Raw genomic sequence first — 16083 nt, forward strand, 5'->3', positions numbered from 1 at the left:
TTCCCCCGAAACCATAGATAAAAAGATAACAAGATTTAAGCGCGGCCGGCGGCCGCGTATCGAGCCGATCAATCGGCGTGGATTTGCGCGCCGCAGTCCTTGCCGCCGGCGCAGGAGTGCACGGCCCGTGTCGTGCCGCCATCGCCGACCCGCCACGGTGAAGCCGACAGCGGTGCCTGGCTGTTGGCGCCGAGAAGGTCGAGCGCCCGCATGGCCGTCTGCTCGCCAGCCTCGTCACGCCTGACGATCTCGACATCCTTGACGCCGATCGCGGCAAGCTGCGGCATCACCACGTCGGGATCACCGGCAACGACGATCAGCGACGGCTCCAGCGACGACAATGCCAGCGCCTGTTTCTGCACGGCATCGAGCGTCAGTTGGGTGCGCGCCGTCATGCGGTTTTGTTGATCCTCGAGCGTCGAGCCGCTGCCGACGACTGAAATCAGCGAGCCGAACAGGCCGGCCGAGGTCTCGGCCGATCCGGCCAGTGCCCGGCGATAGACGGTCACCGTGCGGTCGACCTCGTCCTGCGCCACCGGCAAGGTGGTCAGGCCGGCGAAGCCTTTGAGGATCTCGGTGATCGCCGGACCGGTGTTGGCCCGCTCGACGGTGGTCGCCACCACAAGTCCCGATCCGGCCTTCATCGGGTTCATGAGATAGCTCGACACGCCATAGGAATAGCCCTTCTCCTCGCGGATCACCGAATTCAGCCGGCTGGAGAAATCATCGCCAAGCAGATTGGCGACCGCGGTCGATTCGGCGCGCTCGCCTTCGTCGGTGCCGGGCGCCGGCCGCGCCACGAACAGCGCCGACTGGCTGGCGCCGGGTTCGGGCACCAGCAGCACTTTCTGGCCACCCTTGAAATGCGCGGCAGGCGACGGTTCGACGGCATAGCCTGTGGCATCGCTTGTCCATGTGCCGAATGCTTTTTCAAGGCTGGCCGCGACGGTGGCGACCGGCATCGGGCCGACGCTGTAGAAGGTCACCGCCTTGGGCGTGAACTCCGCCTTGAAAGCGGCTTTCGCCTCGTCGAGCGAGATCGAGGCCAGCGCCTTTGCCGACCAGTCGACCGCCGCCTTGCCGGGCACCTGCGGAATAAGTGCTGTCTTTGCCGCGCGGCCGGCAACGCCCGGCAAATCCGCCTCGCGCCCGTTCAGCCAGTCGACCGTCTGCGCCATCAGCACCGTCCATTCGGTCTTGTCGAAACGCGGCTTCAGCACCGCGTCGGCAAGCAGGCCGAGACCTTGATCCAGTTTCTCCGGCGGCACGCCAAGCGTCATCGTCGTGGCCAGCGCGCCGGCCTGATAGCCGATCCCCGCACCGATATCGCTGGTTGCCTTGGCGAAGTCGGCCGCGCCGCGATCGGCCGCACCCCGCGTCGCCATGCTGACGGCAAGTTCCAGCAGCCCCTCCTTGCCTTCCGGCACACTGTTCCAGCCGCCTTCGGCGCTGGCCGCCACATAGACCATTGGCGCTTCCGGCATGGTGTAGTGGACGAGCTTGATGCCGTTGGAGAGCGTCGCCGTTTCCATGGCGGGCAGCACCGCCGAAGGCGCTTGCCCGGCCGGATGCTTCGGGATGTCGATCGCCACCCGCTCCGGTGCGGTGAAGGGCTGCGGCGTGCCGGACGAACCGATCAGCGCGTCGGGATAACCGCCGCGCGGGCCGGGCTTCAGCACCAGCACGCTGGCGTCTTCCGGTTTCAAGAGCCGCTTGATCGTCGCTTCGACTTCCGCCACGCTGGCATTTTTGACGCGCGGATCGTCGACCAGCGCGCTCTGCGCGTCGCCGAGAATGTCGGCATTGTAGGAGACAGTGCCGGCGCGATCCTTCAGCGCTTCGTTGCCCAGCCGCGCGGCCTGCAATATGCCGTTGCGCGCGCGCTCGACATCAGCCGGATCGAGCGGTGTCTTCTGGAAATCTGCGAACGCGGCTTTCATCGCGCTCTCCAGCGCTTCGGGCGTCACACCGGACGCCGCGCCCGCCTCGAAGGTGAAGCGGCCACCGAGCAGGCCGCCCGTCCAGTTCGCGCTGGCATAGGTGGCGATGCCTTGTTGCGAGACCAGCCGGTTGCGCAGAAATCCGTAGTCGCCATTGCCGAGCAGTTCGGCGGCGATGCTGAGCGGGCCATTGTCGGGTGACTGCGCCGCCGGGCCGCTGAAGCCGATCACGACGACGGGGCTCGGCACGCGATCCTCGAGCACCAGCTTGAGCCGCGCCTGGGTCGGCTCCGGAATGGCGGGCCGCGCCACATCGGCGCCGCGCGCTACCCGGCCGAACGTGTCGGCAATCAGCGCCTTGGTGTCATCGACCTTGAGGTCGCCGACCAGCACCAGCACGGCATTGTTGGGCAGATAGTAGGCGTTGAAGAAGCCTCTGATATCGTCGAGCGTCGCCGCATCGAGGTCGGCGACCGAACCGATGACCATGCGGCTGTAGGGATGCGGCTTCGGGAACAGCCCGGACCAGAAAGCTTCCCAGCCGGATGCGCCGGCTTTGTCGAGCACGTTCTGGCGCATCTCGTTCTTGACCACCGAACGCTGCAGGTCGAGCTTAGCCTGCGTCACCGAGCGGCCGAGATTGGCCATGCGGTCGGCCTCCAGCGACAGGATCATCGGCAGCGACGACGACAACCCGTCGACATAGAACACGGTGCCGTCCTCGGTGGTCCAGGCATTGATCTCGTTGCCCAATGCGGCGTGGGCGCCGAACACGTTCGGCCAGGCCGGCGTTCCGGAAAACATCAGATGCTCGAACAGATGTGCGAAGCCAGAGCGACCAGCGGGTTCATTCATCGACCCGACGCGGTAGCGCAGGTTCATCACCACCTTCGGCGCGCGATGGTCCGGCACCAGCACCACTTGCAGCCCGTTGTCGAGCGTATAGGTGACGATTGGCTCGGCCTTGGCGGGCGCTGCCGCACCGGCAAAAACCACAAGCATCACCGTGAACGCCAGGAAAACCTGCTTCATGATCACCCCCCATGCGGATGGCTGCGAAACAAGCGCCGCCACCTTAGCCCAGTCCGATCGAAGGGAAGCCCACCCTCCTGCCGATCGGCGAAAACCTATCGGAATCGATCGGCCCTCGATACGGCAGTCTCACAACACCCTCTGGCTTTTTGATGTCGGGTTCATGTCGGCGAGTGAAGTGTCCTGAAACAATGAAACCGGCCCGCTCGCCTGCTTCTGAGTCGCACGCGAGGCCACCGGATTCGATTTTGTCAAATCGCGTTTGATGTCGGATTCATCTGCGGGTAGATTAGACCCGAATCAGCCGGTCCTCGGGGGGCGCGGCGACCACCCAAAGTCTCACGTTCCGGAATGTTCCGGCGCCAGACGCGGATGTCTTCGCGTTCCCTGAACGGATTCCGTCTGGTTGGGCGCGGCCCCGCGCCTCGTGTGCGTCTCGTGAAAGTAACGCGTTTTTAGGGTTCGGCGGCTGGCCTCCAGCATCCGGGCAGCAGAAACGATTCCGGCCAAAAGCAACAAGAATGAGCAGTCCCGCCGCGCTTCTTCAATCCGATACATTGGGCTCGCGCCTGACGTCGCGCGGTGATTTGACCAGCTTCTTCATGGAGCTGACCGCCGAGATCGGCGCCGACAGCTACATGCTGGTTGCCATCGTCCACGACCAGGATCGCAACGACGCGCGCATCGTCTCGTCGAACTGGATCTTCGACGCCATCGAACTGACCGGCAAGCGGCTGATCGCCAGCCTTGCCCAGGGGGCCCTCACCGTCGCGCCCGGCATCCGACCGAGACCGCTTGTGGCGGCAGAGGCACCCGATGCCGACGGGCTGGTTTCCGGCGAAGAGGCCCGCCTTCTCGACGTGCTCGGCCATGCCGAGATCTATTCGCTCAGGCTGAATGTCGGCCGCCAGCGCCTGTTCGCCCTGTTCTCATCAGCGACGGCCGGCCAGATCGACCAGCCGTCGCTGATGAAGGCGCAATTGAAATGCTGCTACGCGCTCTCGCATATCCCGCAGCTGATCGCCGCGGCTGCGATGCAGGATCCGCTGTCGGATCGCGAGCGCGAATGCCTGTTCTGGGTTTCGGAAGGCAAGACCACCGACGAGGTGGCCGTCATCCTTGGCGTGTCGTCCAACACCGTCAACAGCTACATCACCCACGCCATCCAGAAATTCGCGGCCTCGAACCGTGCGATGGCCATCGCCACGGCGATCAGGAGTGGCATCATTTGAAACACGCCGACATCAAGGACGCCGCGGAAGCCCTTTTCAACGAGCAGCGCAGCCCCTTCGGCGCCTTCTCGCTCGGCTCCGAAACGCATCATGCCGTCACCGTTCCCGATGCCGTGCGCCGCTGCCGCTGGATATCCGTCGACATCAACGCCTCGGCCTTCGGCCTGTACTTCGTCAGCCCGTCGCCGGAACGAGCGCGGCTGGTCCCGTGTTTCGATTCCGACTATCCCGGCATTGCCGTGGCGAGCAAGTTCATCTCGGGCGCCAATGGCGAGGAGATCGTGCGCCACACCCACAACTCGACAGAGCCGCGCTGGTGGACGGATGACGGCATAGCGGCGATGGCTGAAATGTTCGGCAACCTCGCCTGGACCGCACAGATGGCGCCGCTGGCGCCCGGCACCAGCGGCATCGCCTTTCCCGTCCACGCCGATCGCGGCCAATGCGGCCTCGTCGTCTTCCTGGGATCGGAAATCGCGCTGCCGCAGGATACGCTCTACGAAATCCACGCCCGCTGCTTTTCCCTGTTCGCCGCTGTCGCGCGTATCCGTCCAGGGGACACCGGCAGGATGCGCGCCATCTCCAAGCGCGAGCTCGAATGCCTGAAGCTGACCGCCAATGGCAACACCAGCGAAGAGATCGCGCGGCTCCTGAAGCTGTCGGTGCACACGGCCAACCAGTATCTGACGCAGTCGACGCAGAAGCTCAACGCCGTCAACCGCAACCAGGCGGTCGCCAAGGCGCTGCGGCTCGGTCTGATCGAGTAATTGCTGTCTCCTGACGGAGACGCTTCAAAACGCCAGCGGCTCGACTTTGCGGATCCGGGCCTCTTCGATCACCGCCTCCAGCAGCGCCGTGTTGTGCTCGGGGTCCTCGCCGGGCTTTTCGAACGACACGTAATTGACCGCGACCGAGTTGCCGGTATCGCTCAGCGTCAGCTGGAAATAGACAGTCACACCGGGTGGCCTGAGTTCCAGGTCGAGCACGATGCGCGGGCTGCCGCTCCAGTCGACATGCGCCTCGCCGCCATGGCCGAGCCTGAGCGTGCCGGGCATGAAGAACAGCTCCACCGCTGAATCGACCAGATCCGACAGGCAGGCGAAATGCTCCAGCCGGATGAAGGCGATGTAGTCGGCGACATCGATCAGCCTCAGTTCGCTGACCACTTGCTCGATGGCGCTGGCGACGATGATCTCGCGGGATTTTGCGTGCGGTTGGCGGTTCATGAAATCTGTCTGCGCTCAGCCTTTTTCGAGTAGACGATCCGCACCAGTTCGGCGACGGCCTGGTAGAATTGCGACGGGATCACATTATCGACCGAAACTTGCTTGTACATGGAGCGGGCGAGCGCCACGTCCTCGAAGATCGGGATGTTGTGCTCCTTGGCGATCTCGCGGATTTTCAACGCCACCAGATCCTGCCCCTTGGCCACCACCAGCGGTGCCGAATCCTCGTCGCGCACATATTTCAGCGCGATCGAGAAGTGGGTCGGGTTGGCGATGATCAGCGTCGCGCGCGGCACCGCCGTCATCATCCGCTTGCGCGCACGGTCGCGCGCCAGCGAGCGCAGCCGCGACTTGATGATCGGGTCGCCCTCGGACTGCTTGAACTCGTCCTTGACCTCCTGCTTGCTCATGCGCAGGTCCTGCTTCCAGTGGAAGCGCGACCAGACGATGTCGATCGCCGCGATCAGGCCCATGACGAAGACGATCGCCACCAGTATGTCGACCGCAATGCCGCGGATGACGAGGCCGAAAGCGACGGGATTGGTGATCATCCCGGCGAGCAGCTTGCGGTGATCCTCCGACAGCGTGAAGGTGAGCACGGCGATGGCGAAGCCGACCTTTGCCAGGGATTTCAGGAACTCGACCCAGCCCTGGGCGCCGAACATCCGGGTCCAGCCCTTGGTGATCGAAATGCGCGAAAGCTGCGGCCTGATCCGCTCGCCGACGAATTGCGGCATGTTCTGGAGCACCGAGGCGCCGATGCCGGCGACGGTCAAAAGCACCAGCAGGCTGACGACGGCGCGGCCCACTTCCAGCATGACGATCTTGTAGAGCTCGATGACATCGGTCTCGGTGTCCATCGGCCAGGCCTCGGGCTTCTCGAGGAACATCGACAGGAACATGCCGAGGTTGATGACGGCGTCCTTGGCATAGAAGACGGTGAACACCAGTATGGCGACGAAGGAAGCGAGGATCGCGGTTTCCCTCGAATGGGGCAGCTTGCCCTGCTCGATGGTGTCGCGGACTTTCTTTTCCGTCGCCTCTTCGGTTTTCGAGTCCTTGTCGGTGGCGTCGGACATGCCTTAGGCGGCGTTCTGCGTCGCGGGAAGTTCGAATGCGCCTTCACGCGACAGCCGGATCGTCGTCGTCACGATCGTCTTGCGCGCCGTCATGATGTCGGCGAGAGGAATCCCTTCCGACCCCTGTCCGAGTTCGGCTTCGATCATGCGCCGCGACCGCGCGCCGATCGCCGACAGCACCGCTTCGGCGAGCGCCGCTGAGGTACCGCGCAGCGCCAGCGTGACGAGCTCGGTCGACAACCCGTCGAACAAAAGCACGCGCGCCTTCTGGGTGAGTAGCGGCAGGTCGTCGAAGGCAAACAGCCGCGCCCGCACACCGTCGAGGTCGGGCGTGCCGGCGGCTTCCAGATCCTGCATGACCTCCTCGAGCAGCGGCTTGTCCAGCTCGTTGAGCACGCTGGCGACGCGCGCCTGCCCGGCCGAAGTGTCCTTGGTCGAGGTTTCCGCCAGCACGCTGGCGCGCAGCCGGTTCTCGACGATCCGGGCGGCGGCGTCCGGAACATTGGCCATTGTCACCATGCGCTTGATGATTTCGCCGCGCATCGGCTTCGTCAGCGTCAAAAGCACGCTCGCCGCCGCCTGCGGAGCCAGCTTCGACAGCACCATGGCGGCCGTCTGCGGATGTTCGCCGGTCAGGAAGGTGCCCAGCCGCGAGGGTTCGAGCTTTTCGAGATCGGGCCAGATCGGCGGCGGCCCTTCAGGCGCCGCTTCCGGTTTCTTGTTGCCCATGATGGCGCTCATCTCTTCGGGCGACAGCGATTCGTTGAGGATGGTGTCCATCCTGTCGGCGGAATCGAGCAGGCCGGCCCCTTCGGTGAACTCGGCCTCGAATTCGGCGACGATGCGCTCGAGATCGCTCTGCGGAATGGTCCTCAGCAGCCGGGCGCCATCGATCAGCGCCTTCAGCTCTTCCTGCTTGAAGAATTTCAAGAGACGGCTGGCGGACGGCTTGCCCATCGCCACCAATATGGCGGCTGCCTTCTGCGCGCGCGTCAGGGTCGTCAGCGGCGTCATGCTGCCTCTCGCCTCCGCTGCAACCGGCAAGCCCCACCAGCCATGTTTAGGCGCCCTTCGTGCCGGCGATGATTTCGGTCAGCCTGATGCCGAAGCGCGACGGGTCGCTCTCAAGCACCGTGATCTCGCCGCGCGCGATCTTGCGGCCGTTGACCACGACGTCGACCGGTTCGCCGATGCGGCGGTTGAGCGCCACCGTCGAGCCCTTCTGCAGCGCCATCAGGTCGGCAACCGCCATCTCGGTGCTGCCGAGGATGATCTGGACATCGACAGGGATGTTCATGATGACGTTGGAATTGGCGCCTGCCGCGGCCCTGAACGCCGCGTCGGGGCGCTGCTCTTCTTCGTGCAGGACCCCGCGCAATTCCTCGATGGCGCGATCGAGCTGCTCGTCCGGCTGATCGATCTCTGCTTCCACTTTGGTCTTGGCCATGCGTTGTCTCCAATAGCTCAGGCGCGCCCGGCACCGGCCGGCATGAGCCCATCGATGAAATCCTGCCCGGCATCGAAAGGATGCCTGATTCGGACGGTGTAATTCTGCCCCAGTTTGCCGAACTCGCATACGAACAGCGTCTGGCCGCGTGCGCTGAGGCGCGCTCGTGATTGCGCCGTTTCGTCGAAGTCGATGACCTGGCCCACTTCGAGATTGGCGAGGTCGCCAAGCGTCAGCCGCGCCAGCGGCATGGTGGCTTCGAGCGCCACCGTCGAGCGCATCACCTCTTCCGAGAAGCGCTCCCGCCAGCTCGGGCCGTGGTCATCCCCGCCGGTGCTCGCGGCGCTGTCGCGGCTGGCCAGCACGATGCGCTGCGGCATCGTCACCGTGACTGTGCCGCTATCGGCTGGCGTCGAGATGCCAAGAACGATGCGCAGTGCCGCGCCATCCCGCAAAACGTGCCGCTTGGCTTCGGTGCCCGACATAGCGCGCGGTATGGGCAGACGCAGGTCGAGCGAGCGCCGCCCCGATCCGTTCAGGGCCTGCGCGACCTGCTGAAACAGCATGGTCGAGACATCAACCTCGATCTGCGACAGCTCGCGCTCGATCGGTGATGCCGGCGTCTCCGGGTCGCCGCCGAACAGCGTGCAGACCATGATCGCTATCGCCGGCGCATCGATCACTAGGGTCATGGCATCGGAGGACGTGGATGATGCCACGATGGTCATGGCAAACGTATCGCCGGCACGCGAGCGCGCCTCCGCGACGCGGCTGACCTCGACGGCCCTGAGATCGACGGTGACCGGAACGCCGAGCTCACTGGTCAGGCTCTTTTGCAACAGCGGCGCGGCGCGCTCGGCCATGGCCCGGCCAGTACCGATGACCTGGGCGGCCTCGCCGCTGTCGCCGACCAGACGCTCGATGATCAACGAGCGCGCTTGCGCGGGGCTGCCTGGACTGGTCATGACAGTGTCGGCACCGATCTGTCGTGCATCGCTCAAGCGGCCTTCTTCTCGGCGCTGCCGGTGTTCATCGTGCTCTGCTCGACGGCGTCGATGGTCGGCCGCTCATAGGATGAGATGGTCTTGCGGCCGAATTCGATCGCCACCTGCGGCAGCGCACCGTTCATGTAGGCGAGCAGCGTCTGCTTGACGATGATGTAGAGGCGGTTCTTCTTCTCGCGCACCGTCTTGATCTTGGTGGCGACGGGCCCGACTACGGCGTAGGACAGGAAGATGCCGAGAAAGGTGCCCACAAGTGCCGCGCCGATCAGGCCGCCGAGGATTTCCGGCGACTGGTCGAGAGCGCCCATCGCCTTGACCACGCCAAGCACGGCGGCGACGATGCCAAGCGCCGGCAGGCCGTCGCCGACCGCGACCAGCGCGTGATAGGCCTTCATCTTGTCGGAGCGGATGGTCTGGATCTCCTCGTCCATCAGCGCCTCGATCTCGTGCGAGCGGGCATTGCCGATGATGATGATGCGGCAGTAGTCGGAGATGAAATTCATCAGATCGTGATTCTTGAGCACCGTCGGAAAGGCCTGGAAGATGGCTGATTCTTCCGGATTGTCGATATGCGCCTCGACCTCGCTGCGCGACTTCGAGCGCAATTCGCGCATCAGGCTGTGCAGCACGCCGAGCGTTTCGAGATAATCCTGTTCCTTCGGCACCGCCTGCTTGAAAGCCTCGAGGATGCCCTTGCCGGTATCCTTGACCGTCTTCATCGGGTTGGCCACCAGGAAGGTGCCCAGTGCGGCGCCGCAGATGACCACGGCTTCCCAAGGCTGGACCAGCACGTGCAGATGCCCGCCCATGGCCATGAAGCCGCCAAGGACGCAGCCGAGCGTCACCACAAGTCCAATGAGAATGCCCACGGCAGGTCCTTCCGCATTTCACGTCAGCTGCAAGGGATAGTCCCCGTGCCTTGTGTGAGGCTTGAATCCGGGCTGCCATGGAACCGAATGTTGGGCGATTCAGTTTCGCGCAAGGAAGTGAGGTTATTGTCGCGACATTAAGCTTCGGCCGGAGGCATGACGTTGCTCAGTACCTTTACCAGCTATCAGTTGATCACCAAGGACATCGCCAAGTCTATCGACCGCATCGAGCAGCAGCCGACGGTCGATCGCGATACCCAATACTATCTCGCCAACATCACCAAGGTGAAATCGATCGACGATTTCGTCAACAATGACCGGCTGTTCAAATATGCCATGAAGGCCTACGGGCTGGAGGACATGGATTACGCCAAGGCCTTCATGGTCAAAGCGCTCAAGGAAGGCGTTTCGGATTCCAACAGCTTCGCCAACAAGCTGACCGACAAGCGCTATGCCGCGTTCGTCAGCGCCTTCAATTTCGCCGCCAACGGCGCCGACGCCACAATCTACAACAAGGCGCAGCAGCTGGTGACGAAGAATTACGCGACGCAGGCGCAAATCGCCGGCCTCGATCCGAACTCCGACTATGTAAAGGGCGAGACGACCTACTACCTCGCCAACATCACCAAGGTGAAGTCCGTCGACGACCTGATGTCGAACAGCCGGCTCTACACCTATGCCCTGGCCGCATACGGTCTGGACTCGGCGACCGAGGACAAGGACCTGATCAAGCAGGTCCTGCAAAGTAAGGTGAGCGACCCTGACAGCGTCGCCAACAAGCAGACCAACCCAGCTTACGCGGGACTGGCTTTGGCCTTCAATTTCGAAGCCAATGGCGAGAACGCCACCACCATCAATCCTGCGCAGCAGCCGACCGTCGATAAGTACCTGCGCCAGACCCTTGAGGAGGATGCCGGTCAGACCAATGAGGGCGTGCGGCTGGCGCTTTATTTCCAGCGCAAGGCGCCCGACATCACCAGCTGGTACGACGTGCTGGCCGACACGGCCCTTGCAAGCGTCGTGCGCACCGCTCTGGGGCTGCCTGATTCCTTCGCCACCGCCGACATCGACAAGCAGGCGCAATTGTTCGAGCAGAAACTCGACCTCACGGATTTCACCGATCCCGCGAAGCTCACCAAGTTCCTGACCCGCTTCACCAGCATGTACGAGATCAACAACCCAACCTCGACGGCCGTGACGTCGGTCAGCGTGCTCTTCGCTCAGCCGGTCACGGTGGGCATTTCCACTGACCTGATGATGGCCATGCAGAAGTTGAAGTTCTGATCATGCAAGACAGTCTCTATGTCGCCCTTTCCGCGCAGATGGCGCTCGAGCGCCGGCTCGACACGATCGCCGACAATGTCGCGAACGCCAACACCGTCGGCTTTCGCGCCACCGGCGTGAAATTCGAGGACATGGTGTCGGGCACCGGGCAGAAATCGGTGTCCTTCGCCTCGTCGGGCAAGACCTATCTTTCCGGCGCCCATGGCTCCCTGACCGAGACCGGCAATCCATTCGATTTCGCCATCCAGGGCGACGCCTGGTTCGCCATCGACACGCCGGCCGGCACCGTCATGACCCGCGACGGCCGCTTCTCGATGAACGAGAATGGCGAGCTGATGTCGATCGAAGGCCATCCGGTGCTCGATGCCGGCGGCGCGCCGATCCAGCTCGATCCCCGCAACGGCCCGCCCAAGGCCGGCGCCGACGGCTCGCTGCGCCAGAACGACCAGCTTGTCGGCTCGATCGGCCTCTACAATTTCGATCCGGGCGAGAATTTCGTGCGCTACGGCAATTCCGGCATCGTGCCTGCGCGCACCCCCGAGCCGGTCACCGATCGTTCCGATGTCGGCATCGCCCAGGGCTTCGTCGAAGAATCCAACGTCAATCCGGTGCTGGAGATGACCCGGCTGATCATGGTCCAGCGTGCCTTCGAGAACACCGCCGCCCTGATGCGGCAGACGGATTCCTCCACCGACGAGGCGATCAAGACGCTCGGCTCGAAGTCGTAGCATGTCATCAGGCCGGTCCTCCATCCGTGCACCTGAAAGACAGATCCAGCCGGCGCCGGAAGATCGGCTGGCCGCGTTGGAACGGGTTATCAGGCGCTTCAGCAACGCCGATGGGCTGGTCAAGCGTGGCGGTCTCGTTACCGAAGTCACGCCCACGCACTACAAGGTGCGCGGCCTTTCCGATTTCGCCAGGCTGGGCGACATGGTCGAACAGCGCGGCCAGGCCGGCGCGCGCCGCGGCGAGATCGTCAAGATCAGCCGTGACGAGATCGTCGTCGCGCCCTTCGAACGCAGCGCCGATGCCGGTATCGGTGACGCCGTGTTCCGCCGGGGACCGCTCGCGGTCGCGCCGCACGGCTCATGGCGCGGCCGCACCATCGACGCGCTCACCCGGGCGATCGATGGCGGTCCGCCGCTGATCAGGGGCGACGACCTGTCGGGCAGTGCCACGACGCCCGGTGCCATGGCACGGCAACGCGTCGGTACTGCCTTCATGACCGGCGTCAAGGTCATCGACATCTTCACGCCGCTGTGCTTCGGCCAGCGCATGGGCGTCTTTGCCGGTTCGGGCGTCGGCAAGTCGACGCTGCTCGCCATGCTGGCCGGCGCCGACGCGTTCGACACCGTCGTCGTGGCGCTGATCGGCGAACGCGGCCGCGAGGTCCGCGAATTCCTCGAGGACACGATCGGCGACAGCATGGCCAAGACCGTGGCCGTCGTCGCCACCAGCGACGAGAGCGCCATGATGCGCCGGCGCGCGCCCGACACCGCCATGCGCGTCGCCGAGCACTTTCGCGACCAGGGCCACCGTGTGCTCCTGGTGCTGGATTCGATCACCCGCTTCGCCCATGCGTTGCGCGAGGTGGCGACGGGAACCGGCGAGCCGCCGGTCGCCCGCGGCTATCCCGCCTCGGTTTTCACCGAACTGCCCAAGCTGCTCGAACGCGCCGGGCCGGGCGTGGAGGGCCCCGGGGTTGAAGGTAAGGGCTCGATCACCGCCATCATTTCGGTGCTGGTCGACGGCGACGACCACAACGATCCCGTCGCCGATTCCGTGCGCGGCATCCTCGACGGCCACGTCGTGCTCGACCGCGCGATCGCCGAACAGGGCCGCTATCCGCCGGTCAATCCGCTGTCGTCCATATCGCGCCTGGCAGGCAAGGCCTGGAGTGTCGAACAGCGCGCTTTGGTGACGCGGCTGAAGTCGATGATCGCCCGCTTCGAGGACACGCGCGACATCCGACTGCTCGGCGCCTATCAGGGCGGCGCCGACGCCGAGCTCGACATTGCCGTGCGCCAGGTGCCGCTGATCTACGAGGCGCTGACGCAATCGCCCAGGGACCGCCCGTCGGCCGATCCGTTCTCCGATCTCGCCCGCCATCTCAAGGGAAAGCTGAATGCCGAATCAGGAGACTGAACGCCAATATACCGAGCGCATCCTGAACGAGATGATCGCCGAGGCGAACGCCGCCGAGGAAGCCCGGGCCGCGGAGGAGAGGGCCGCCAAGGCAAAGGCCGCCAGCGCCATAGCTGCCAAGACCGCGGCTGTTCTGGCCAGGGCCGCCAAGCCGGTTCTACCCCGATCCGAGCCTGTGGCTCGGGCTGCCGTGCCCACCATGCCTTTGGCTCCCGGTGTCGAGGCAGCCGGGACAACGCAGGCAAGCCGCGAATTAATGATCGACGACCTTTTTCCGGTCACCGAATGGCCGCAACCGCCAAAGGCGCAATTTCCAAAATTGAGCAAGAAGCCAGACCGGCGCAGCGACTTCGTCATCGCCGCGCTCGGCGTCACGCTCGGCCTGATCTGCGCGCTGTTTCCCTGGTATATCTTCTTCAACCAGGAGCAGTTCGGCGTTCAGGCGATCAAGTTTGGCGGCACCGGTACCAATTCTGGACGCGAGGGCGGCGGCGTGGTCGCCTCGCGCAGCGCGCCGCTGACGGCCAAGGACCTTCCCAACACCAGCATCGACCTGTTCGCCACCGGAACGGTGCAGGATGACGCCCCCCCGGCACAGCCACCCGGCGACCAGCCCTTCCCCGCCGATGTCGCGAAATTCCGCATGGTCCATGTCGCCAACGGCCGCGCCATGATCGAGGACGACACCGGCCTGTGGATCGTCCAGCGCGGCTCGACGCTGCCGGATTCAAGCACGGTGTCGTCGATCGAGCAGCGCAACGGCAAATGGGTCATGCTGACCAGTGCCAACCAGGTGATTCAGCTTTCCAGGTAAGGTCGTCGCGGTACGGCCTTGCGGTCGCCCGCAAGGTCCGCGCAAGACTGGCGGCCTAGTCTTTGGGCACATGCCCGGAGATTCCCATGGAGCCTGTTTCCCTTTTCGATCTCGCCGCCAAGCAAGCGCAGTGGCTTTCCGTGCGCCAGTCGGCGATCGCCGGCAACATCGCCAACGCCAACACGCCGGGCTACACGGCAAACGATGTCGAGCCCTTCGAAAAGGTGCTCGACCGTACCGCGGTGTCGCTGCAAACCACCGAGGCCGGCCATCTCGGCAGCGCGGCGACCAATGCCGGCTTCACCATCAAGCCGCAGGAAGATGACGGCGTGGTTATGCCGTCCAAGAACACTGTCGTGCTTGAGGACCAGCTTCTCAAGGCCGGCGAGGTGCGCCGCTCCTTCGAGCTCAACACGGCGATCGTCAAAGCCTTCCACTCGATGATGATGATGGCGGTGAAGAGCTGACCATGGACGCACTGACCGCAGCACTGAAAGTCGCAGCATCCGGCCTCGGCGCCCAGTCCGAGCGCCTGCGTGTGGTTTCGGAAAACCTCGCCAATGCCCAGTCGACCGGCACCACGCCCGGCGCCGACCCCTATCGCCGCAAGACCATCAGCTTCGTCTCCGAGCTCGACCGGGCCTCCGGCAGCTCGACGGTTGAAGTGAACTCGATCGACCGCGATCCGAGTATCTTTCCCGTCGAATTTCAGCCCGGCAACGAAGCCGCCGACGAGAAGGGCTACGTCAAGATGCCCAACGTCAACGTGCTGATCGAAATGGCCGACATGACCGAGGCCAACCGCTCCTACGAGGCCAACCTGCAAGTCGTGAAGCAGGCGCGCGACCTCATTTCAATGACCATCGACCTGATGAGGAACCAATGATCGTGAGTGGCATCGGCGCGCTTAACCTGAAGCCCGGGCTGGGCGATACGGCGACCGACATGCTTCAGGGCGGTGTCGCGCCGGCGACAGCCGGCAACCTTGGCACCTCCTTCGCCGAAGCGGTGAGCCAGGCAGCCTCCAAGACCGTCAACACGCTGCAGAATGCCGAGCAGGTGTCGCTCCAGGCGCTCAAGGGCGATGCCGACACGCGCCAGGTCGTCGATGCCGTGATGAGCGCTCAGCAGGCGCTTCAGACCGCCGTCGCCATCCGCGACAAGGTCGTTTCGGCCTATCTCGAAGTCAGTCGAATGGGTATTTGAGGAGTTAGGGCATGAAAGCACTTGCCATCGCCGCCACCGGCATGAATGCCCAGCAGACAAATCTGGAAGTCATCGCCAACAACATCGCCAACATCAACACCACCGGCTACAAGCGGGCGCGCGCCGAATTCTCCGACCTGCTCTACCAGGTCGACCGCACGCAAGGCGTGCCCAACCGCTCCAATGCCTCGCTGGTGCCGGAGGGCGTTTCGATCGGCCTCGGCGTCAAGACGACGGCCGTGCGCAATGTGCACACCCAGGGCGAACTCACCAGCACCGGCAACAGTTTCGACATGGCATTGACCGGCAGGGGCTGGTTCCAGATCGAAGGGGCCGATGGCGGCACGCTCTACACCCGCGCCGGCGCCTTCAACACCAACGCCACCGGCCAGCTGGTGACGGTGGATGGCGCCAGTGTCATTCCGGCCATCACGGTACCTGTCAATGCCGTTGAGGTCATCGTCAACAAGACCGGCGAGGTTTTTGCCCGCATCGACGGCCAGACAGCCATGCAGAGCCTCGGCCAGCTTCAGATCGCCAACTTCGCCAATGAGGCAGGCCTCGCGCCGCTCGGCGACAATCTCTTCCAGGAAACCACGGCCTCCGGCCCGGCCAATGTCGGCGTGCCCGGCGACCCCGGCTTCGCCACCATCCAGCAGGGCTATCTCGAGGCTTCCAACGTCGACCCGGTCAAGGAAATCACCGAACTGATCTCGGCGCAGCGCGCCTATGAGATGAATTCCAAGGTAATCCAGGCCGCCGACGACATGGCCTCGGTCGTCTCCAAGAACATCAGGTAAGGGAT

General features: G+C 64.2%; 17 protein-coding genes. 10 read left to right on the plus strand and 7 right to left on the minus strand.

Going from position 1 to position 16083, the window contains the following annotated elements:
• Positions 1-68 precede the first annotated feature (68 nt).
• Positions 69-2972 (minus strand): M16 family metallopeptidase, encoded by a 2904-nt coding sequence (locus CKW40_RS07470; protein ID WP_095199319.1) that lies wholly within the window; start codon positions 2970-2972, stop codon positions 69-71.
• A gap of 521 nt (positions 2973-3493) precedes the next feature.
• On the opposite strand from CKW40_RS07470, the gene CKW40_RS07475 reads away from it, so the two are divergent.
• The gene (locus tag CKW40_RS07475; RefSeq protein ID WP_095199320.1) at positions 3494-4204 is read left to right on the plus strand and encodes a helix-turn-helix transcriptional regulator; all 711 of its coding nucleotides are present in this window, start codon (positions 3494-3496) and stop codon (positions 4202-4204) included.
• Positions 4201-4971 (plus strand): helix-turn-helix transcriptional regulator, encoded by a 771-nt coding sequence (locus CKW40_RS07480; protein ID WP_095199321.1) that lies wholly within the window; start codon positions 4201-4203, stop codon positions 4969-4971. The genes CKW40_RS07475 and CKW40_RS07480 overlap by 4 nt, the downstream gene beginning before the upstream one ends.
• Positions 4972-4995: 24 nt before the next feature.
• On the opposite strand, the gene CKW40_RS07485 is transcribed toward CKW40_RS07480, so the two are convergent.
• From CKW40_RS07485 to motA, 6 genes are read right to left on the minus strand one after another with little or no spacing between them, the layout of a single operon-like run.
• The gene (locus tag CKW40_RS07485; protein WP_095199322.1) at positions 4996-5430 is read right to left on the minus strand and encodes a BspJ family T4SS effector nucleomodulin; all 435 of its coding nucleotides are present in this window, start codon (positions 5428-5430) and stop codon (positions 4996-4998) included.
• Positions 5427-6509: a flagellar biosynthesis protein FlhB gene (gene flhB / locus CKW40_RS07490; protein ID WP_095199323.1), complete on the minus strand. Its 1083-nt coding sequence runs from the start codon at positions 6507-6509 to the stop codon at positions 5427-5429. Before flhB ends, CKW40_RS07485 begins: the two co-directional genes overlap by 4 nt.
• 3 nt (positions 6510-6512) lie before the next feature.
• Positions 6513-7523, minus strand: coding sequence for a flagellar motor switch protein FliG (locus CKW40_RS07495; protein ID WP_095199324.1), 1011 nt, complete (start codon positions 7521-7523; stop codon positions 6513-6515).
• Positions 7524-7569: 46 nt separating this feature from the next.
• Positions 7570-7956, minus strand: coding sequence for a flagellar motor switch protein FliN (gene fliN, locus CKW40_RS07500; protein WP_010911266.1), 387 nt, complete (start codon positions 7954-7956; stop codon positions 7570-7572).
• A gap of 17 nt (positions 7957-7973) precedes the next feature.
• Positions 7974-8921 carry a FliM/FliN family flagellar motor switch protein gene (locus CKW40_RS07505; protein ID WP_095199325.1) on the minus strand — a complete coding sequence of 316 codons (948 nt, stop codon included), beginning with the start codon at positions 8919-8921 and terminating at the stop codon, positions 7974-7976.
• Positions 8922-8953: 32 nt separating this feature from the next.
• The gene (gene motA, locus CKW40_RS07510; RefSeq protein WP_095199326.1) at positions 8954-9829 is read right to left on the minus strand and encodes a flagellar motor stator protein MotA; all 876 of its coding nucleotides are present in this window, start codon (positions 9827-9829) and stop codon (positions 8954-8956) included.
• 156 nt (positions 9830-9985) lie between these two features.
• On the opposite strand from motA, the gene CKW40_RS07515 reads away from it, so the two are divergent.
• The 8 genes from CKW40_RS07515 (at position 9986) to flgG (ending at position 16078) form a co-directional block, all read left to right on the plus strand.
• Positions 9986-11113, plus strand: a complete 1128-nt coding sequence (locus tag CKW40_RS07515) for a DUF1217 domain-containing protein (RefSeq protein WP_439330969.1) — start codon at positions 9986-9988, stop codon at positions 11111-11113.
• A 2-nt stretch (positions 11114-11115) separates the two neighbouring features.
• Positions 11116-11841, plus strand: coding sequence for a flagellar basal-body rod protein FlgF (gene flgF, locus CKW40_RS07520; protein WP_019860945.1), 726 nt, complete (start codon positions 11116-11118; stop codon positions 11839-11841).
• 1 nt (position 11842) lies between these two features.
• Positions 11843-13258 (plus strand): flagellar protein export ATPase FliI, encoded by a 1416-nt coding sequence (gene fliI / locus CKW40_RS07525; protein ID WP_095199327.1) that lies wholly within the window; start codon positions 11843-11845, stop codon positions 13256-13258.
• Positions 13239-14072, plus strand: a complete 834-nt coding sequence (locus CKW40_RS07530) for a hypothetical protein (RefSeq protein WP_095199328.1) — start codon at positions 13239-13241, stop codon at positions 14070-14072. Before fliI ends, CKW40_RS07530 begins: the two co-directional genes overlap by 20 nt.
• Positions 14073-14158: 86 nt before the next feature.
• Positions 14159-14539, plus strand: coding sequence for a flagellar basal body rod protein FlgB (gene flgB / locus CKW40_RS07535; protein ID WP_019860948.1), 381 nt, complete (start codon positions 14159-14161; stop codon positions 14537-14539).
• Between the two features lie 2 nt (positions 14540-14541).
• Positions 14542-14958 (plus strand): flagellar basal body rod protein FlgC, encoded by a 417-nt coding sequence (gene flgC / locus CKW40_RS07540; RefSeq protein WP_095199329.1) that lies wholly within the window; start codon positions 14542-14544, stop codon positions 14956-14958.
• The gene (fliE, locus tag CKW40_RS07545; RefSeq protein WP_179297869.1) at positions 14955-15278 is read left to right on the plus strand and encodes a flagellar hook-basal body complex protein FliE; all 324 of its coding nucleotides are present in this window, start codon (positions 14955-14957) and stop codon (positions 15276-15278) included. The genes flgC and fliE overlap by 4 nt, the downstream gene beginning before the upstream one ends.
• Positions 15279-15289: 11 nt before the next feature.
• Positions 15290-16078 (plus strand): flagellar basal-body rod protein FlgG, encoded by a 789-nt coding sequence (gene flgG, locus CKW40_RS07550; RefSeq protein ID WP_095199330.1) that lies wholly within the window; start codon positions 15290-15292, stop codon positions 16076-16078.
• The last annotated feature ends 5 nt before the right edge of the window (positions 16079-16083 follow it).

It is taken from the genome of Mesorhizobium carmichaelinearum, assembly GCF_900199455.1.
In the GTDB taxonomy this organism is placed as follows: domain Bacteria; phylum Pseudomonadota; class Alphaproteobacteria; order Rhizobiales; family Rhizobiaceae; genus Mesorhizobium; species Mesorhizobium carmichaelinearum.